General features: G+C 64.7%; 15 protein-coding genes. 5 read left to right on the top strand and 10 right to left on the bottom strand.

The window, feature by feature from the left end:
* The first annotated feature begins 88 nt into the window (after positions 1-88).
* Positions 89-490, top strand: a complete 402-nt coding sequence (locus H7C86_RS04240) for a membrane protein (protein WP_019747824.1) — start codon at positions 89-91, stop codon at positions 488-490.
* On the opposite strand, the gene H7C86_RS04245 is transcribed toward H7C86_RS04240, so the two are convergent.
* Together H7C86_RS04245 and H7C86_RS04250 are read right to left on the bottom strand one after the other, a co-directional pair.
* Positions 487-3879 carry an ATP-dependent DNA helicase gene (locus H7C86_RS04245; protein WP_182261140.1) on the bottom strand — a complete coding sequence of 1131 codons (3393 nt, stop codon included), beginning with the start codon at positions 3877-3879 and terminating at the stop codon, positions 487-489. The genes H7C86_RS04240 and H7C86_RS04245 overlap by 4 nt on opposite strands.
* Entirely contained in the window at positions 3880-7242 is a 3363-nt protein-coding gene (locus tag H7C86_RS04250) for an ATP-dependent DNA helicase (RefSeq protein WP_182261141.1), read from the bottom strand.
* Positions 7243-7294: 52 nt separating this feature from the next.
* Between H7C86_RS04250 and H7C86_RS04255 the strand changes: the two genes are divergently transcribed.
* From H7C86_RS04255 to H7C86_RS04265, 3 genes are read left to right on the top strand one after another with little or no spacing between them, the layout of a single operon-like run.
* Complete coding sequence (locus H7C86_RS04255) at positions 7295-8083, top strand: alpha/beta hydrolase (RefSeq protein WP_019747821.1); 789 nt, start codon at positions 7295-7297, stop codon at positions 8081-8083.
* Positions 8084-8093: 10 nt separating this feature from the next.
* Positions 8094-8390: an MGMT family protein gene (locus H7C86_RS04260; RefSeq protein ID WP_019747820.1), complete on the top strand. Its 297-nt coding sequence runs from the start codon at positions 8094-8096 to the stop codon at positions 8388-8390.
* 49 nt (positions 8391-8439) lie between these two features.
* The gene (locus tag H7C86_RS04265; RefSeq protein WP_024487218.1) at positions 8440-10191 is read left to right on the top strand and encodes an NTP transferase domain-containing protein; all 1752 of its coding nucleotides are present in this window, start codon (positions 8440-8442) and stop codon (positions 10189-10191) included.
* Positions 10192-10196: 5 nt separating this feature from the next.
* Here the strand turns inward: H7C86_RS04265 and H7C86_RS04270 are convergent, their stop codons facing one another.
* Both H7C86_RS04270 and H7C86_RS04275 read right to left on the bottom strand, forming a co-directional pair.
* The gene (locus H7C86_RS04270; RefSeq protein WP_020907125.1) at positions 10197-10550 is read right to left on the bottom strand and encodes a hypothetical protein; all 354 of its coding nucleotides are present in this window, start codon (positions 10548-10550) and stop codon (positions 10197-10199) included.
* Positions 10547-11125 (bottom strand): hypothetical protein, encoded by a 579-nt coding sequence (locus tag H7C86_RS04275; RefSeq protein WP_020969236.1) that lies wholly within the window; start codon positions 11123-11125, stop codon positions 10547-10549. The genes H7C86_RS04270 and H7C86_RS04275 overlap by 4 nt, the downstream gene beginning before the upstream one ends.
* 89 nt (positions 11126-11214) lie before the next feature.
* Between H7C86_RS04275 and H7C86_RS04280 the strand changes: the two genes are divergently transcribed.
* Complete coding sequence (locus H7C86_RS04280; protein WP_003942311.1) at positions 11215-11982, top strand: hypothetical protein; 768 nt, start codon at positions 11215-11217, stop codon at positions 11980-11982.
* Between the two features lie 35 nt (positions 11983-12017).
* Here the strand turns inward: H7C86_RS04280 and H7C86_RS04285 are convergent, their stop codons facing one another.
* From H7C86_RS04285 to H7C86_RS04310, 6 genes are all read right to left on the bottom strand, one after another.
* Complete coding sequence (locus H7C86_RS04285) at positions 12018-12665, bottom strand: maleylpyruvate isomerase family mycothiol-dependent enzyme (RefSeq protein WP_069145901.1); 648 nt, start codon at positions 12663-12665, stop codon at positions 12018-12020.
* A complete protein-coding gene (locus tag H7C86_RS04290) occupies positions 12610-13359 on the bottom strand; it encodes a sirohydrochlorin chelatase (RefSeq protein ID WP_019747815.1) in 750 nt (249 codons plus the stop codon). The genes H7C86_RS04285 and H7C86_RS04290 overlap by 56 nt, the downstream gene beginning before the upstream one ends.
* Positions 13346-14506 carry a uroporphyrinogen-III synthase gene (locus H7C86_RS04295; protein WP_019747814.1) on the bottom strand — a complete coding sequence of 387 codons (1161 nt, stop codon included), beginning with the start codon at positions 14504-14506 and terminating at the stop codon, positions 13346-13348. The genes H7C86_RS04290 and H7C86_RS04295 overlap by 14 nt, the downstream gene beginning before the upstream one ends.
* Complete coding sequence (gene nirD / locus H7C86_RS04300; RefSeq protein ID WP_019747813.1) at positions 14503-14916, bottom strand: nitrite reductase small subunit NirD; 414 nt, start codon at positions 14914-14916, stop codon at positions 14503-14505. Before nirD ends, H7C86_RS04295 begins: the two co-directional genes overlap by 4 nt.
* Positions 14917-15006: 90 nt before the next feature.
* On the bottom strand, positions 15007-17508 hold the full coding sequence (gene nirB / locus H7C86_RS04305; RefSeq protein WP_070386895.1) for a nitrite reductase large subunit NirB: 2502 nt from the start codon (positions 17506-17508) through the stop codon (positions 15007-15009).
* Positions 17509-17557: 49 nt separating this feature from the next.
* Positions 17558-18958 (bottom strand): nitrate/nitrite transporter, encoded by a 1401-nt coding sequence (locus H7C86_RS04310; RefSeq protein WP_085989607.1) that lies wholly within the window; start codon positions 18956-18958, stop codon positions 17558-17560.
* Between the last annotated feature and the right edge of the window lie 48 nt (positions 18959-19006).

Genomic DNA, 19006 nt, shown 5'->3' on the forward strand with positions numbered 1-19006 from the left:
GATCGACTTCGGAACTCGGGCGCCGAATAGCGCGCGGGTCGTGGCACCGGTAGTGGCAAGAAGGTCCACCGTGAGGCAGGCTGGGCAAATGCCTTTCACCGGTTCGACGTCCACTCCCAGCCAAGCGGCCGCTCTTCGTTTGTCGGCCCTCCTTCTCGGCGCCGGCACCATGCATTTTGCAGCGCCCTCGTTCTTCGACAGCACCGTTCCCCGCCAGCTTCCCGGACAGGCACGCACCTACACCCAGGTGTCCGGCGTCGCGGAACTGGCGATCGGCGCTGCCTTGGCCGTGCCGAAGACCCGCAAGCTCGGCGCGGGCCTTGCCGCCGCGCTCTTTGTTGCCGTGTTCCCCGCCAACATCCAGATGGCGATCGACTGGTGCCGAAGCCCGAAGACGTCCACACCGCAGAAGATCGGTTCGATCGCACGTCTCCCCCTGCAGGTCCCGCTGGTGACCGAAGCACTCAAGGCTCGTCGAAACGCAAGCTAATTTTGCGCGCCTGCCGTTCGGATGAGGCGAGCGAGAGCCTCACCGTCCGGCAGGTTCTCGGGTGCGATGGTGCGACCCGATCGAACGTAGTGAAACGCCGCCCTCACCTTGTCGGCCGGAAACTGTTCGTTGCGCCCCGCCGAACGAGCTCTGGCTGACATCAATTCGGCCCAGGCCACCCGATACGCGGCCAACTGCATCACAACAGCGTCCTCGTTGGCGGCCGACGGTTCGGCACCGGTCTTCCAGTCGATCACCGTCCATCCGCCGTCGGGATCGGCGAACACAGCGTCGATCCGACCGCGCAAAACCGTTCCGGCAATGGATGTTTCGAAAGGAACTTCCACTTCGATCGGGCTGCGATTGGCCCACGGGGACCGCAAGAACGCATCCTGAAGTTTCACCAGGTCGGTCTCGGGACCCGCGCCGGTATCCGCGGCGCCGGGTAGCTCGTCGAGATCCAACAGCCGAGTCGCACCGAACCTTCGCTCGATCCAGGCGTGAAAAGCGGTTCCGCGACGAGCCAACGGGTTGGGCGGATACGGCAGCGGACGACGTAGGCGAGCCGCCAGTTCGTCCGGATCTGCCTTGAGGTCGACGAGCTGAGTCACCGAAAGCTGCGCCGGGAGAATCACTTCGGCACGCGCGTTTGCGCGGGCCTCGCGCTCGGCCAGGAGAACGTCGACGTCCGAGGCCCAGTTCTCCGGATCGTCCTCCGGTTCTTCCGCCTCTTCGCTGTCTTGCGGCAGCGATGCGAGTGCCGACAGGACGCTCGCGGCTCCGGCCTCGACGGCGCCGCGCCGCGCACCCAGCGGATCCGGCGGCCACTGCGCCGTACGGGGAGTGGCGGCCAACGGGTTTTCGGTATCGGGTTCCGGGGCCGGCGCCCATTCCTCCACGACGCCGATCGCACCGCGTGAGTCTTCCTCATCGGCATCGTTTTCGGCCGTGACCATCTGATGCAGCTCGTCCAGGAACTCCGAAGGCCCCTTCGGTTCCGCACCGGATTCCGCCCAGTGATGCGCCGAGATGAACAGCGCCCGTTCGGTTCTGGTCAGCGCGACGTAGAACAACCGCCGGTCCTCGTCCAGTCGACGGTTGGACAAGGCCTTCTTGTGCGCCGTTATCGCGTTCTCGAGGTCCTTGCGGTTGTAGAGCTCCTCGAGGTCGAGCACCGGAACTCCGTCGGCCGAATCCGCGTCGACCGCCCGGTCACCACGCAACGACGGTGGCAGTTCGGCGAGCGCCCCGAGCCACGATCCGGACGCGGTGGACGAGGGGAACACCCCGTCGCTGACATGCGGGATCGCCACTACTTCCCATTCGAGCCCCTTCGCCGAGTGCACGGTCAGGATCTGGACCCGATCCGGCGCCACCTCCACTTCGCCTGGCGTGAGGCCCTTTTCGATCTGTTCGGCTGCCGCGAAGAAAGCCAGCATCCCGGTCAGATTGGCAGTTGGACGCGTCGCGTAGTTGGCGACAACGTCGGCGAATGCGTCGAGATGCTCGCGGCCCGCGGTCCCGACGACGCCGACTCGGGTCCGCGCGCCCGCCTCGATTCCGATCCCGAGCACCCGCTCGACCTCCGCCACCAATTCGGTGAGCGGCTGGCCGATACGTTCGCGCAACGACGCCAACTCTGCCGCTATCGCGTTGATGCGTGTGTACCCGAGAGCCGAATAGCGTTCTGCCGGGCCTGGATCGGAGATCGAGTCGACCAATCCTGCTTGCTCGGCGTTCTCCCCGGGCAGAGCATCGTGGACCGCCGAGGTGAGCGCCTCGGCGTCGGTGACCGCACCCGCCGTTCCGTATCCCGCGGAGATGGCAAGTTCGCGGGAGCGTTGAGAGAGTGCGGCCAGGTCCTTCGCGCCGATCTGCCATCGCGCGCCGGTGAGCAGCCGAACGGCTGCGCTTCCTGCAAGCGGATCGGCGACCACCCGGAGCATGGCGATCACGTCAGCGACCTCGGGTGTGTGCAGGAGCCCACCGAGTCCGACCACTTCGACCGGCAGACCTTTGGACCGCAAGGCCTCGGCCAGCGGAGCGGCATCGGCGTTCCTGCGGATCAACACCGCTGCCGTGGGCGTCGGGCGGTCTTCGGCACGTGCCGCCTCGTATTCTTCGGCGATCTTCTCCGCCACCCACTGACGTTCCTGTTCGACGTCTCCCAGAAGCGCCAGTCGAACGTCTCCGGCGACGGCTCCCGGCCGTGCACGCAGGGTACTGACGGCCACACCGCGTCGACGCAACGGCGCCGACGACAGGTTTGCCAGTTCGAGAGCCTCCGGCGGGTTACGCCAACTGGTGAGCAGTTCGAGCGTCGGAGCCGGCTTTCCGTTGGCAAGCGGGAAATCGGTTGCGAACCGTGGCAGGTTGGCCGCCGACGCGCCGCGCCAACCGTAGATCGACTGCATCGGATCGCCGACGGCCGTCAGTGCCAAGCGGCCGTCGGCTCCCCCACCGAACAACGAGGACAACAACACTCGCTGAGCGTGACCGGTGTCCTGGTACTCGTCGAGAAGAACTACCCGAAAGCGCTCACGCTCGGTCTGCCCGACCTCGGGATGCTCGGCGGCGACCCGGGCAGACAGCGACATCTGGCTGCCGAAATCCAATGCGCCTTCACGCCGCAGCGTCTCACCCAGCCGGGCGACGAGAGGCAACAGTTCGATGCGCTTATGTTGCACATCAAGGTAATTCAACAAATCCTTGCTCGGTCCACCCCGCTGTTTCGGGCCGGCGGGCAGAGTGTGAATCAGCTTGTCCAGCTCGGTGTGTGCCTCGAGCAACTGCTCGGGATCGACCAGGTGTTCCGCCAACTGACCGGCAAGAGCCAGAACGGTCTCGGTGATCGAACCCGGATTCTTGTCGGTGTCCAGATCACTGTCCCAGCCGCTCACGACGCGGTGCGCAACCTGCCACAGTTCGGTCTCGGACAACAACGTCGCCGAGGGTTCGATGGGCAACAGCAGTCCGTGTTCGGAGAGCAACCGTCCCGCGTAAGCATGGTAGGTACTGACTTCGGGTTCGCCGGCCAGAATCCGGGAACGCACTCCGCCGGTCGGGTCGAGTGCCCGCAGAACGTCCGAACCCGCCAGCCGCGCCAACCGCTTGCGGATTCGCGACGTCAGCTGTTGCGCCGCTTTGCGCGTGAAGGTCAGGCCGAGAACCGCCTCGGGGTCGACGAAGCCGTTGGCAACCAGCCACACGACGCGAGCAGCCATCGTCTCGGTCTTTCCGGCACCGGCGCCGGCGACCACCAATGTCGGACCGAGCGGTGCGGCGATCACTGCTGCCTGCTCGGGCGTCGGAGGGTGCTGACCGAGCGCGACCGCCAGGTCGACAGGGTCGATCTTCGGTCGGCGTGCCTTCTGCGTCGCGGCAGCCACTTAGTTACTCACCTGTCGTCCCTCGTCGTGTGCCGGGCAACTCGAACGCACCGGGCAATGTCTACATCCGTCGTTGACCCTGGCCAGGTACTGCGGTCCTTGGGTCGCTGCGGCAGCGTTGTGAATGACGTCTCGCCACATCTCGACGGCTTCGGCCGTCAGCGGCGGCTGAACTCGCTGCGCCGCACCGTCCTTCTTGTTGGACTTGGCCACGAATACCAGGCGTGCACCGCCGGGTTGTGTGGCCGGTTCGCCGGCAATCGCACCTTCGGCCGCTGCGACCTGGTACGCCGCCAACTGCGCATGAGATTGCGCGGCCTCGTTGCTGACGGGGTTTCGCGCAGTCTTGACGTCGACAACCACTGGGCGACCTTCGGTATCGCGCTCGAGCCGGTCGATCCGGCCACGTAGCTTGACCGCAGGCGCTCCTTCTTCGCGCGGTTCGAGGACCCCCTCGACCGCGACCTCGACGCCGACTTCGGTCAGCTCACCGCGAGTTGCGTTCATCCAGGCCGTGAACGTCGCCAGCATCTCCCGAGTTCGATTGAGTTCACGGCGCGAGTACCACTGCGATCCCAGATCGATGGATTCCCAGGCATTTTCGAGCGCCTTCTCGACCTGATCCGGTGGAATCCGGCCGGCCAGTGCCTGCACCAAGGTATGGACCAGCGTACCGGCGATCGCATGAGTGTTGTCTCCGTCGCTGCCACCGTGACGCTCGAACACCCATCGGAGAGGACATGTTTCGAGAAGCTCGATGGTGGACGGGGACAGTGAAACCGGTCCGTCCTCGGGTTGCCACATGGGAGCAGCGGTACTCGGCTCGGCTGTGCCGTACCACTGATCCGGATGCGCGCCTCGTACTCCGGCCGCAGCCAGACGCGCCAACTGGCGAGCAGCCCGAGAATGCTTCTCGGGGTCGAAATGCGCGATGTCGGGATCACACACCACGCTGCGAAGCTGTGCGACCAGTGCAGGCAGCGACAGAACCCGGGTATCCCCGGTCTCGGGTGCAACGACGTCGAGATCGGAGGACGGGTCGTCCGAGTACGCGTCACCACGGATCAATTCGTCCACGAACCGCGAAGGCACCAAGTCGGTGTCCCCCGAAGCCGATTCGACTGCGGTGATCAGCAGACGGCGACGAGCACGGCTACAGGCGACCAGGAACAACCTGCGTTCTTCGGCCAGAAGTGGCGCGGTTCGCGAGAGTCGTTCGGCAGCCGAGTCACTGCCGTCGGAGACTCCGTTGACCAGGTCGATAAGTGCTTCGGTACGCAGTAGCGAGCCGCGTGCCCGCAAACTCGGCCAGAGCCCCTCCTGCACACCCGCCACCGCCACAACCGCCCATTCGCGCCCCGCCGCGGCGTGAGCGCTGACCACGGTGACGGCGTCGGGAGCGATGACCGATCGGCTCCGCGAGTCGGTCGGTATCTCCTGGCTGGTCAAGTAGTCAACAAAACCGGAGAGTTGCGAACGCGGCAGCCGGTCGACGTAGTTGGCAGCCGCGTCGAAGAGTGCGACTACGGCATCGAGGTCTCGATCGGCTTGTGAGCCGATCGGTCCGCCGCGCGCCGACGCGGCCGCCCACCGCCGTTCCAGCCCCGTCGCCTGCCAGGCCGCCCACAGAACTTCTTCGACCCCGAGACCACGCTCGAGAGGCACTCGGGCCTTGCGAAGGACCGACAGCACGCGATTGAGGGCCGCAGCTTCGACGTCTGTCAGCTTGCCCATCAGGCGCTTGGACTGCGCACGATCCTCGTCGATCAGAATGAGCCGCAACAACTCCGAGGAGTCCCGATCACTTCCCGATGCCAACTCGACCCGGCGCAGGCCACGACGCAACCGGCGCAGGGTGACCGGTTCGGCGCCGCCGATGGGACCGGCCATCAGGGCAAGCGCGTCGTCGCCCGTGAACTGATCGCCGCCGAGCGCCCGAAGGACCAGCAGCAGGCCGGACACTCCGTGTTGCCGCGCGAGCGGCAATTCGGTGGCTGCGGTCGTGACGGGCACCCCCGCCGCGAGCAGGGCTCGCCGGAGAGGGGCGAGAGTGCGCGGGACCGACCGCACGATGACGGCCATGTCGGACCACGCAATCCCGTCCAGCAGATGCGCCCGCCGCAAGGTATCTGCGACGACTGCCGCTTCTTTGGCCGTCGTACCGAGAACCCGCACCGACGCCCGTCCCGGATTCTCATCGGTGAGATCGGATGGAACCGCGATGCGATGAGCAAGGTTGCCGGGCAGCCGCGCAGCGATCTTGGCCGCGATCGACGCGACGTCGGCGTTGTTGCGATACGTGACGGGCAGAACGATCTGGCGCTCGTCTCCGCGCTCCGCCAGTCCGAGCAGGAACGCCGAATCCGCACCGCGGAATCCGAAGACGGACTGATCGGGATCACCGGCGATGACCGTGCCCGCAGTTCCGGTTCCGATCAACCGAACCAGTTGCGCCGCCTGCGGATCCAGATGTTGTGCGTCGTCGACAAGGAGGTGCCGGATCCGAGCGCGCTCGGAGCGAAGCAATTCGGGATCGGTGGCGAACGCGGTCAAGGCCGCACCGATCAACTCGGCCGCGTCGAGTGCCGGCGCCGTCGCCTCCGGAGCCTCGACACCGACACTGCCGCGCAGCAGCACGCCTTGCTCGTAGGCCTCGGCGAACCGCCCGGCCGCCACCCACTCCGGATGGCCACGCTTCTTGCCGAGCTTGACCAGATCTTCGGGGCCGAGCCCGCGCTCGTTGGCTCGCAGCATCAGATCTCGAAGTTCGACGGCAAAGCCGTTCAAACCCAATGCGGGTCGCAGGCGCTCCGGCCACCGGAGCGCACCGTCTTCGATGTCGCCGCGCAACATCTCGCGGAGCACCGAGTCCTGCTCGGCGCCGGTGATCAGGCGTGGCGGCGCGTTGCCGTGTGCTGCGGCTTGAAGCCGGAGAACGGCAAAGGCGTAAGAGTGAACGGTGCGTACCAGCGGCTCACGGGTTGCCTGCGGTCCGCGTTCCTGTTGGTACCCGAGCAACCCAGCGGTGATCTGCTCGCGGACCTGCGTCGCGGCTCGGCGTGACTGGGTGAGCACCAGGACCGATTCAGGATCTTCGCCACCCGAGATCTTCTGCACTGCCAGATCCACGAGAAGGGACGTCTTGCCGGTTCCGGGACTGCCGAGTACCTGCCAGGGATTCCAAGCCGCTGCCGAACCGAAAGAAACAGGGCCGAACGCGAGCTGGAACGGATCCTCGGACGGCGGCGCGAAGAGCCGCGTCGTCCCTTCATCCCACGTTCGGGGTATCGGAGACGGCGCAGTTCGGTGCACCAACCGCGCCCGCGGAATGGTGACCTTGCTGCGTGTTGCCGTCTCACTCACCCAGGCATTCCACCAGAGCGCACCGACAACTCACACATCGCCTGCATCCGGCATGATTGACCTCGTGTCTGCACTCCATACGTATCTCTACGGACCCGTCGGGGCGCCGGAGATCCTTTCGCTGCACGGTCTGACCGGTCACGGCCGCCGTTGGCAGTCGATGGCAGAGAACCAACTGCCCCAAGCGCGCTGGATCTCGCCCGATCTGCGCGGTCACGGGCGCTCGACCTGGGCTCCCCCGTGGAACATCGAATCCCACGTGGAGAGCCTGCTCGAGACACTGGACGAACATGCAAACGGACCGGTGGTGATCGTCGCGCATTCGTTCGGCGGAATGCTGGCGCTTCACCTCGCGGCCACCGCGCCGGAACGCGTTCGTGGGCTCGTTCTGCTCGATCCAGCGATCGGCTTGGATCCGACTTTCATGCAGGAAGTGGCCGAACTCACAATCGGCTCACCGGATTACACCGATGCGGCCGAGGCGTACTCCGAGAAGATTCACGGCTCGTGGGGTGAGGTTCCCACCCAGGACCTCGACGTCGAGATGGCCGAGCACCTGATTCAACTGGGCAACGGGCGCGTCAACTGGCGCCTGTCCACGCCCGCGATCGTGACCGGGTGGGGCGAACTCGCTCGCCCGATCGTGCTGCCACCGCCTTCCATGCCGACCGTGCTGGTTCAAGCGATGAAAGTCCAGCCTCCGTACGTCACCGACGAGTTCCGGGCAGCGCTCACCGAGCACCTCGGTGAAAATCTGACCAGCGTCGAATTCGACTGTGACCACATGGTCCCGCACGTGCGGGCCGACGAAGTTGCCGCCCTCGTTCGCAGCGTGCTCTGAAGGAACCGACATGGCAGCCACCACCGAAGAGCAGATCGAAGAGGTACGGCGACTCATCGCGTCGATTCCGGCCGGTTTCGTGGCGACGTACGGCGATATCGCTGATGCTGCAGGACTTTCCAGTGCTCGCACGGTCGGTTGGATCATGCGGACGGACTCTGCCGACCTGCCGTGGCATCGGGTTCTCGGCGCCTCCGGCAAACCGTCGGCGCACCTGGCTCATCGTCAGATCGCCAAGCTCGAACTCGAAGGGGTACCGATCAAGGAGGGTCGGATCGACCTGAAGAAGGCACGGTTTCACTTCTGATCCCGTGTCACCGGTCGTCCTCATCCCGGCGATGGGGCAGCATGGAGGCATGACCACCACGCCGCCGACCGCCGCCGTCATTCTGGCGGGTGGTCGCGGGACCAGAATGGGTGGTGTCGACAAACCTGGCCTTCTCGTACACGGTCGCAGGCTCCTCGACATCGCGCTTTCAGCAACGTCGCATCTCGACGCCGTCGTCGTGGTCGGCCCGCATCGACCTGAACTTGATCCTGGAATCACCCAAACTCAGGAATCTCCGGCCGGAGCCGGCCCTGTCGAGGCGATCTGGGCCGGGTTGTCTGCGACCCGGTTACCCGATAACGCCGTGGTGGTGGTGCTGGCGTCCGACCTGCCGCACATCGAGGCCGAATCAGTCGACGCCTTGATCGCTGCCACGTCGACGGACAATCCGGTGACGTGTGCCGTGGACGAGAACAACCGAACCCAATTCCTGTTCTCCGCATGGACATTTCGCGAACTCCGGCAACGCCTGTCCACATTGCGGGAGAGTTCGGGGCTGGAGAACCAACCTATGAAAGCGATTGTCACCGAGCCGTTCTCGACGCTGAGTGTCGCTGGTACGACCGACTGCGACACACCGGAAGACATCGATCGCGCGCGAAGCCATCCGCGGCTGACGGTCGATCAAGCCCGCGCCGCCGTCAGGAACTCGCTGACAGCATTGCCGCCACACCGTGCCGATCTCGCCGACAGCCTCGGAGCAACGCTCGCGCAGCCTCTGGTCGCCCTGGGTGATCTTCCCAGGTCAGACGTTTCGGCGATGGACGGGTACGCGGTCTCCAGCGAGGGCCCCTGGCGAATCCGCACCGAGATCCGCATCGCGGGCGCCGACGGGCAACTCGAACTCGGCGAAGGTGAAGCGATTCGCATTGCCACGGGAGCACACCTGCCCCTCGGCGCCACCTCGGTAATTCGTGACGAGTATCTGTCCGTCGACGAGCCATCTCGGATGGTACGGAGACTGCCGGATGCGCCGCACCGCAACGACGCTCGACCACGAGGGGAAGATTGGACCACCGGATTCACGATCGCCCCGACAGGTACCGCGGTGACTCCGGCGGTGATCTCCGCAGCTGCCAGCGGTGAAGTGTTCGACGCCCTCGTCCGTGGTCCGGTACGGGCACGCCTGATAGTCACCGGCGACGAGATCCGGCGGACCGGTCCACTGCGTGAAGGTCAGACTCGCGACTCCGTCGGCGGGATTCTCCCCTACCTACTGGAAAGCAACGGCGTACGGTGCGTGGCGAATTCGCACCTGCGAGACACTGCGGACAGTTTCGAGCGGGTGCTCGCAGACGGAGTCGACCAGGAAGCCGATCTACTCGTCGTCATCGGTGCGACGGGAGGCGGCGCTGCCGACGAAATGCGCAGTGCGCTCGATCGACTCGGCGCTCGCACGATTGTCGGGCGAGTCGCCTCGCGCCCCGGCGGATCTCAGATAACGGCCGTCCTGCCCAGTGGTCTGGTGGTTCTCGGCCTCCCCGGCAATCCGTACGCCGCCGTGACCACCCTGTTGACGATGCTGCCCACCGTCGTGGCCGCCTTGACCGGAAGCGACACGCCGCCGCCACTACTCGGCATCATCGAGAACGCCGCTGCGGTGAGTTCCGATGCGGTACGCCTGTTGCCGGTGACACAATCCGAAGACGGTCGCTGGCGCGCCGATCCGTCTGTACGTACCGCGCACCTTGCGGGGTTGATCGAACGCTCGGCGTTTGCACTCGTACCGGCACACTCCGACAACGGCGCCGTCGCCGAATTGGTCGTCCTCCCACGCTGACGGGGTCAGCGGTTTCTGCGCCCGCGCCGGCCGACGTCCGCCAGCACGATCACGCCGACCACGATCGCGAGCACCAGCGAATACACGCCCCACAGCACCAAGAACGGCAGCAGCCAGCCGGCATCAACGGTCTGACCGCGCGGTCCGACGCAGTACAGCGTGAAATTGGTGGACGTACCGTCGCCGTCGGTAAAGGAATCCGAGACGACCATCGCGCTCGATGTCGGTTCTTCACAGAAGATCGGCGCCAAGTGCGCGACCTGGCCGGGCCAGATCACCGAAGACAGCAGTGCGGCAAAGATTCCCACGACCACGATCACCGCTACCGAGATCAGTAACGGAGCGATTCGGCGGCTCACAGCGGCTGCACCAGAAAGGGAGTTCCGTCAGGCTCGAAGACCACAAGTACTCGCGAGCGTGGGGATTCCACCATCACGGAGGCGTGTATCGACTCGGTTCGACTGACCGAGATCCCGGTGACTTCGCCGTCGTCGACTCCGCTGCTAGCCAGCGCGTCGTCGACCAACTTCTCGACATTCGCCAATGCCGGCACTTGATCCAGCGTGAACGATCGCGCATCGAGATCGTCGGTGACACTGACTTGCACGGGGATGGGCTCGCCGAGAATGACGCCGTCGAAAGAGAATCTGTCGAGCTGTGACGGCTTCCCGGGGTCACGAACGGTGACCCCGAGCGTCTCGATCGGGCTGATGTCGATGCTGGTCACCGATATCGCGTCGACGCCGTATCTATGTGCGAGGCTGTCGAACCCGCCTCGCACCAACTCCGACGTCATCCCACCGCCACGTTCGCGCATCTGGTTGTCGAAATCCATCCGATCGACGGCACCGATGCATCCGCTCAGACCCGTGGCCGTCAAGGCGATGGCTACCGTCCACAGCGCCGGCCGCACCTGCGAGGACGCCAATTTCATGAGCGGAGCGTACCGCGAGTGTCCGGTTCCATCTCGGTGACCTGCGCGTCGGACGAATTCCTGTCGGCGACTCGTGGGATCATCGCGCCATGAATCGTGTCGACGAAGGATTCGAACCGCCGGACGCATTGGTCGAGTGGTGCCGCTCCCGCACCTTTCCACTGCACGTCCTCGACGACGAAGCGACCGTCGACCTGGATTGGTGGAATGCGCACCTGAAGGACGCCGGCCACACCATCAGCCTGCGCGGGCGTGATCTCGACGGCAAAGTGATCACCGAAGGCCGAGCCATCGTTCAACGCAACGACCTTCGCCCGTCGAGCGACCTCGTTGTCGCCCAGCACGACGGCCTCGGACTGCTGTTTCTCTGCGCGGCCTGGCAAGGCTCGCACGAAAGCAGACGGTTCACGCGGCGGTTCCCCAACGTCTTCAATCCGCATCACCGCGAAGACGAGGATCCGCTGACCCAGATCACAGCCATTCTCGATCACTGTTCGAAAAACAAGTCGATGCCGGTCGTGCGGCGCGACACCTGGTCCGGGTGGCCACTCACGCCCGGCGTGGGGGTATCACTCATGGCCGCTTTCATGTGGGCGGTGGGCGTACAGGACGAAGGCCGACGCGCTCAGATGATCGATCAGTACGGCGTCTCGACACTCATCCACGAGGGCTGGCTCGAGGATCCTTCCGTCACGGGCTTCACGACGCGTCGCTACCGCCGGTACTGCGAACTGCTCGACAGTTGGGCCTATGCCGCCGGCACCCAACCCGAGATCGTCGAGATGTGGTTGGTGAAACGGTGGAGTGCGCGGTTGGCCCAAGCACGCAACGACGTCAGCGCCCCCACCCTGTTCTAACTCTCAGAAAGGCCGTGTCTCAGAAAGGCCGTGTCTCAGAAAGGCCAGGCAGGGAGGGTAGGCAGCCCCACCCTCGTCGGCCTCCCGACCAACCAGGCCAAGGTCTCCGCATCCGACAGCGAAGGAACACGTACACCCGGGACCGCTGTCTCGAGTGCGCCCAACTGACGGGCGAGAGTGAATTCCACGAACTCGGCAGGCCAGTCGTGGCAGGTGTAGCCGATGTCGAGGTCCATCAGGTGAATCTCGATCTCGTTCCAGCGCAGAATCGGCAGATCGAATGCCGTCACAGGTTTGCGCCACGGCACCGGCGTGTCCAGTCGATCTGCCTGGATCTCGCACAACGCGTCGACCAGTCTCGTTCCCGAGAAGCGGTAGTCGAGAGCCAACAACTCAGCCGGGCGATCTGCACCTTCCTCGATTGCAGCATTGCGCGCGTCCGGTCCCCCGGGATACATCTCCCCCGATTCGCCGCCCTGCACTCCGGCGACAAATCTGCCCAGCGCGTCGGCGTTGCGCGACATGTGCGTCACGACGTGTCCCCGGCTCCACCCGGGGAGCCCGGAGGGCTCACGCGCCTGCTCTTCGGTCAGTGCACCGATGAGAGCCTGTGCCTTGACGTCGGATTCACGAACTGCGGCGACCAGGTCGGCATACGTCGGCGTTACGGAGTGAGACGTCATGCAGCGATACTAGTTCCCTTCGCGCACTCTCATACCGATTCACGACAAGGTCCACCACTCCCGGATCGACGCCGAGCGGTTCGGTCACACCATCGGCTCCTGCAGCGTGCAATCTTTCGTGAAACAGTCCGTGTGCGAGGAGGTACGAGGCAACGAACACTCGCTTCGCGCCGCGAACGCGTGCTGCTGCAACGACATCGGCTACCTTCGGTTCCCCGGTCGCGATGTATCCGATGTCCACCCGGATCCCCGCCGCTTCGGCGAGCATCAGCGCAGCACGCTCGACGTCTCGCAGCGCCCGCGCATCGGAGGACCCGGCGGCAGCAAGCACTATCGCGTCGCCTGGACTCCACCCCGCTTCGGTCAAGCGTCGGAGCAGCACGCGCGCAAGCGCCGGATCGGGTCCGAGTGCGGGCGTCACAGTCACAGCCGAGTGCTCACTGATCGCCACTTCGCGTCGAACATCGGTGTGAACGTGGTAGCCGGACGCCAGGAAGGCCGGTACGAGAATCGCTCGCCCCGGAGTGTCCCGGAGGACTTCAGAAGGTGACGGACCGAGCACGTCGACAAAGGCAACGCGCGTGCGCCCGACGCGCGTGCCGACGGCTTCGGCCAGGGCGGCAACCATTTCCACGCCGCGTGGGCTACGCGTGCCGTGAGCTACCAGTACGAGTACATCGTCATCGCGTTGCATAGTCACCTGGATTCTGTACGTAGTCGCCGGGGTCGAGGGCAAGTCGATAGCCCCGCTTGACCACGGTCTGAACGGCTTTGGGCGCACCGAGGCACGCGCGCAATCGGGCGACGGCGGTCTCGACGGCATGGGTGTCGCCGCCGCCTCCGGGAAGAGATGCCAGAAGTTCGTCGCGGGAGACGACTCGGCCGGGGCTGGCACCGAGAGTACGGATCAACGACATCGCAGCCGGCGGCAATTGCTTCACTTCACCGTCCACGACGACGCAACCGCCGCGGATGCTGATTTCGTGTTCACCGGCTTGAATCTTGTTGGCTCGCTGCGGGAGTTCGTCGACGATGTGTCGCGCGAGCGCCCCGAGACGCGCCCGCGCCGGGGCTGTGGTCGGTACATTCAAGGCTTCGAGCGGCGCCGAGGTGACCGGGCCGACGCACATTGCCGCCACCGGACCCCGCATCGCGTCGAGAATGTCGCCGAGATCCCCGGTCTTGTCGGCGCGCATCAACATCGACGCAACGGCCGGTGCACTGGTGAAGCTGACGGCGTCGATTCCAGCTGAAGCGATGGCGTCGATCATCCGGTCGAGCAGCGTCGGATCCTCCGGCGGTTCCCATCGATAGACAGGGACCGCGATGACCTCGGCGCCCGCGTCGCGCAGCACCTGACAGAAATCGGGAATCGGCTCCCATTCGGTAGTGGCGCCGTGCAGTTGAACGGCGATTCGTTTTCCCGAGACACCTTCTGCAAGAAGATGTTCGAGCACTTCGGCGGAAGACTCGGATGCCGGAGACCATTCTTCACGAAGGTCGGCCGCGCGGATTGCCCCTTTCGCCTTGGGTCCGCGCGCGAGCAGACGAGCCGAGCCCAACGCGGATCCGAGATTTTCCGCCTCACCCCACCCGTCGGCTGCTTCCAGCCAACCCCGGAATCCGATCCCGGTGGTGGCGACAACCACCTCGGGAGGATCCGAGATGATCTGCTGTGTCACCCTTTCGAGCTCGCGGTCGTCGGCGAGAGGGATGATCCGAATCGCCGGAGCGTGAACGACGTCCGCTCCCCGACGAGTCAGCAACGTCGCGAATTCCTCGGCGCGGCGCGAAGCGGTGATACCTACCGTGAATCCAGCCAACGGCATGTCGTCACTCACGAGACTGCATCGGCGACAGTCGAGCGAACGCCCTGCATCTGAAGGCTGTGTACCTGAACGACGCCGGCCCACACGCGAACTCCGTATACCGGCAGCGCGACCGCGGAGTCGTCCAGCGCTCGGCCGTCGACCAGCGAGAACGCCTGCTTGAGCAGCGGCGAGACCACGATCGGTTCACCGTCCCGGTCGCCGACGAGTCCGCGTGACATCACCGCGGCGCGGCCGTACGGATCGAAGTTGCTGACAGCCCGCAGTGTGCCGTCCTCTAGCAGGAACAGCGCCACCTGCTCGCCGCCGCGAAGAAGCACGGCGACCCCGCGCCCAGGGATCAGATGGCTCAGCGGGCAGGCCGACGTCCATTCGAGTCGATCCGAATCCAGCTTGGCGATCTGCGCATCGATGACACTCATCGAAGTCCTCCTGTCGATCCGGCGACAACGTCGCGCGGGTTCTTGTCTACGTTTCTACGGACCCCGTGTTTCCCACGGGTTACGCGACTATTACCGGCGCGTAGGGATGCTCGGCATACCCATCAGGACTGGAACCTTGCGCACTCCGGTCTCGTCGAACACAACCGTCGGGTCGGCTTCTTCCGGTGCGTTGACGAACGAGACAAACCTCGACAACTTCTCCGGATCACCCAGCACACCAGCCCATTCGTCCTGGTAGCCCTCGACGTGCTTGGCCATCAGAGCCTCGAGTTCTTCGCCGATTCCCAGGCTGTCTTCACAAATAACGGCCTTGAGGTGATCGAGTCCGCCTTCGAGTGATTCGACCCACGGCGCCGTGCGCTGGAGGCGATCGGCGGTGCGGATGTAGAACATGAGGTAGCGGTCGATGTACTTGACCAAGGTTGCGTCGTCGAGGCCTCCGGCAAGCAGCTGAGCGTGTTTGGGCGACTGTCCGCCGTTGCCGCCCACATACAGATTCCAACCGTTCTCCGTCGCGATGACGCCGACGTCCTTGCCACGCGCTTCGGCGCATTCACGAGCACATCCCGAGACGCCGAACTTGATCTTGTGCGGCGAACGCAGGCCGCGGTAGCGGTTCTCGAGGTCGACGGCCATTCCCACCGAGTCCTGAACACCGTAGCGGCACCAGCTCGAACCGACGCAGCTCTTGACCGTCCGCAGGGACTTGCCGTACGCCTGACCCGATTCCATCCCGGCGTCGACGAGACGCTTCCAGATCGCGGGCAACTGTTCGACACGAGCCCCGAACAAGTCGATGCGCTGACCGCCGGTCACCTTCGTGTACAAGCCGAAGTCACGCGCCACCTCACCGATGACGATGAGCTGCTCACCCGTGACCTCGCCGCCAGGCATACGAGGTACCACGGAGTACGTACCGTTCTTCTGGATGTTCGCGAGGAAGTGATCGTTGGTGTCCTGCAACGACGCCTGCTGGCGGTGCAGGATGTGATCGGAGTCCGTCGATGCCAGAATCGAAGCGACTACGGGCTTGCAGATGTCGCAACCGGCGCCCTTGCCGTACTTGGCGATCAGCGCCGAGAAGGTTCTGGTCTGCGTCGACTGGACGATCTGGAACAACTCGGCCCGCGATTGCGCAAAATGCTCGCACAGTGCCTTCGACATCACGACGCCGGAATCGGCCAGCAGCTGCTTCACAGTGGGAAGGCAACCGCCACAGGTGGTTCCGGCGCTGGTGCACGCCTTCACCGAAGCAATGTCGCATGCGCCGGCCGCGATTGCGCCGCAGATGGCTCCCTTGGTCACCGCGTTGCACGAGCACACCTCGGCATCGTCGGGCAGCGAGCCTGCACCCGGCTTCTCCCCCGCAGGCGAGATCAATGTCGCCGGGTCACCGGGTAGTTCGCGACCGACCAGCGGGCGCAGTGACGCGTAGGCCGATGCGTCACCGACAAGAATGCCGCCGAGCAGGATCTTCGCATCATCGGAGACCACGAGCTTCGCGTACGTCCCCTTGGACGCGTCGCTGAGGACAACTTCGAGAGCTCCCGGTGAGGTCGCCATCGCGTCACCGAAACTGGCGACGTCGACGCCCATGAGCTTGAGCTTGGTGGACATGTCGGCGCCCGGGAAATCCGCGGCGCCGCCGAGCAGACGATCGGCCACGATCTCGGCCGTCGTGTAGCCGGGAGCAACCAGACCGTAGCAACGGCCTTCCACCGCAGCACATTCTCCGACGGCATAGATGTTCTCGTCCGAAGTCACGCAGCCGAGGTCGGTCAGGATGCCGCCGCGCTCCCCCACTGCGATGCCGGCGTCGCGGGCCAGCTGATCACGCGGACGAACTCCGGCGGAGAAGACGAGCAGCGACGCGTCGATGGTGGAGCCGTCGGAGAGTTCGACCACAATTCCGTTGTCGGCCTGCGAGATTCCCGCCGTCCCGACTCCGGTGTGAACGGTGAGACCGAGTTCGGTGACGAGGCGAGCGAGCAGTGCGCCGCCGCCCTCGTCGACCTGCATCGGCATCAATCGCGCATTGTGTTCGACGACATGTGCCGTCATTCCCATGAGCGAGAGAGCATTTGCCGCCTCGAGTCCGAGAAGACCGCCGCCCACCACGACGCCGACAGCGCCAGGACCCGCCTTCTCGGCGGCGGCCCGGATACCGTCGAGGTCGTCGAGGGTGCGGTAGACAAAACATCCGTCGCCGTCGTGCCCCGGTACGGGAGGCACGAACGGATACGAACCGGTCGCCATCACCAGAGCGTCGTAGGAGATCGTCTCGCCGGTTGTCGTCGTGACCGTGCGTGCATCTTTGTCGATCGAGAGCGCGCCTTCCCCCACTCGGAGATCGACCAGGCCGTCACCGACGTAATCGTTGCCGGCCAGTGCCAATTCCTTGGGGTCCCACGCTCCGACGTACGAGGACAGCCCGACTCGGTCGTACGCTGCGTACTGCTCGTCGCAGAGTACGGTCACCGACCAGTTGTTCGCTTCGTCGCGCGAACGCAGTGCCTCGACGAATCGGTGTCCGACCATTCCGTGTCCGATGACAACAACCGACTTGCTCATGACGCCTACTTCCTGAGGTACGAGATAGTTCTGAGATTCCGCGGACCGCTCACGCCGTGACTGCGACCTTCGCCTCGTCGACGTCTGTGGTCAGCGTCGACGGCTTGCGCAGGAAGACGAACCAGGTGACTGCGATGCAGGCGATGTAGAAGGCCAGGAAAACCCAGAAGGCCATGGTCGCCGACTTCGCGGGGCTGCTGTACGACGCGCGCAGCACCAGGTTGATGCCGACGCCGCCCAAACCGCCTACCGCACCGGCAAATCCGATGAGAGCACCGGAGATACTGCGCGACCACGTTGCCTTCTCGCTTCGATCCATGTGATCGAAGCTCTGAGCCTTCGCCTCGAAGATCGCCGGGATCATCTTGTAAACGGATCCGTTTCCGATGCCGGAGAGCAGGAACAGGGCGATGAATCCGAGAACGAAGGTCACCATGATTCCGGCGCTGGCGACGCCCGCGGTGTTGTCGTCCATCGTTCCGGCCGTCACGAGAATCGATGCAGCGAATGCCATGGCGACAAACGTCCACATGGTGATCTTGCCGCCGCCGATCCGGTCGGCCAGTTTGCCGCCGAGGGGCCGGGCGATCGAACCGAGGAGAGGACCGATGAAGGCGATCTGTGCTGCATGCAGCGCGGCCGCGGCCGGAGTGGCACCGCCGGCGAGGAAGTTGATCTGCAGAACCTGACCGAAGGCGAAGCTGAATCCGATGAAGGAACCGAACGTACCGATGTACAGGAAGCTGATCACCCACGACTCGGAGAACTTGAGTGCCTTGGCCATCGAGCGCAGGTCCGACTTCTGGTTGCCCAGGTTGTCCATGAACAGCGCGGCACCGACGGCAGCGGCCGCAATGAACACGAGATAGACAGCGCACACGATCCACGGAGCACGGTTACCGACGGTGGCGATCACCAGCAGACCGATCAGCTGGATCATCGGCACACCGATGTTGCCGCCGCCGGCATTGAGACCGAGCGCCCACCCCTTGAGGCGTTGCGGGTAGAAGGCATTGATGTTGGTCATCGACGACGCGAAGTTGCCGCCGCCGATACCTGCAGTGGCCGCTACCAACATGAACGTGGTGTACGACGCACCCGGGTTCATCATCAGGTAGAGCGTGAGAAGTGTTGGTACGAAGAGGAACAGCGCACTCATGACGGTCCAGTTGCGACCACCGAACCGTGCGGTGGCAACCGTGTATGGAATGCGGAGGACCGACCCGACAAGTGTGGGCACTGCGACGAGGAAGAACTTTCCGGCCGCGTCGATGCCGTAGATATCCGTCGGCATGAACAACACCATCACGGACCAGATCGACCAGATCGAGAAGCCGACGTGTTCGGCTACCACTGACCAGATCAGGTTCCGCTTCGCGATGTCCTTGCCGCCGGATTCCCAGGCGTCGACGTCCTCTGCATCCCAATGCTCGATGTAATGACTCACCAGGGCCTCCTGAATATGTTGGAGACCCAAAGGTAGAAAACGGTTATTGCG

Origin of the sequence: Rhodococcus sp. UFZ-B548 (assembly GCF_903819475.1) — a bacterium.
In the GTDB taxonomy this organism is placed as follows: Bacteria; Actinomycetota; Actinomycetes; order Mycobacteriales; family Mycobacteriaceae; genus Rhodococcus_F; species Rhodococcus_F erythropolis.

Coding starts and splice junctions, on each gene's coding strand:
- H7C86_RS04260 (WP_019747820.1), top strand. CDS start 8,094: ATGGCAGCCACCACCGAAGAGCAGATCGAAGAGGTACGGCGACTCATC.
- nirD (WP_019747813.1), bottom strand. CDS start 14,916: ATGAGTGTCATCGATGCGCAGATCGCCAAGCTGGATTCGGATCGACTC.
- H7C86_RS04290 (WP_019747815.1), bottom strand. CDS start 13,359: ATGCAACGCGATGACGATGTACTCGTACTGGTAGCTCACGGCACGCGT.
- H7C86_RS04255 (WP_019747821.1), top strand. CDS start 7,295: ATGATTGACCTCGTGTCTGCACTCCATACGTATCTCTACGGACCCGTC.
- H7C86_RS04285 (WP_069145901.1), bottom strand. CDS start 12,665: ATGACGTCTCACTCCGTAACGCCGACGTATGCCGACCTGGTCGCCGCA.
- H7C86_RS04265 (WP_024487218.1), top strand. CDS start 8,440: ATGACCACCACGCCGCCGACCGCCGCCGTCATTCTGGCGGGTGGTCGC.
- H7C86_RS04275 (WP_020969236.1), bottom strand. CDS start 11,125: ATGAAATTGGCGTCCTCGCAGGTGCGGCCGGCGCTGTGGACGGTAGCC.
- H7C86_RS04280 (WP_003942311.1), top strand. CDS start 11,215: ATGAATCGTGTCGACGAAGGATTCGAACCGCCGGACGCATTGGTCGAG.
- H7C86_RS04240 (WP_019747824.1), top strand. CDS start 89: ATGCCTTTCACCGGTTCGACGTCCACTCCCAGCCAAGCGGCCGCTCTT.
- nirB (WP_070386895.1), bottom strand. CDS start 17,508: ATGAGCAAGTCGGTTGTTGTCATCGGACACGGAATGGTCGGACACCGA.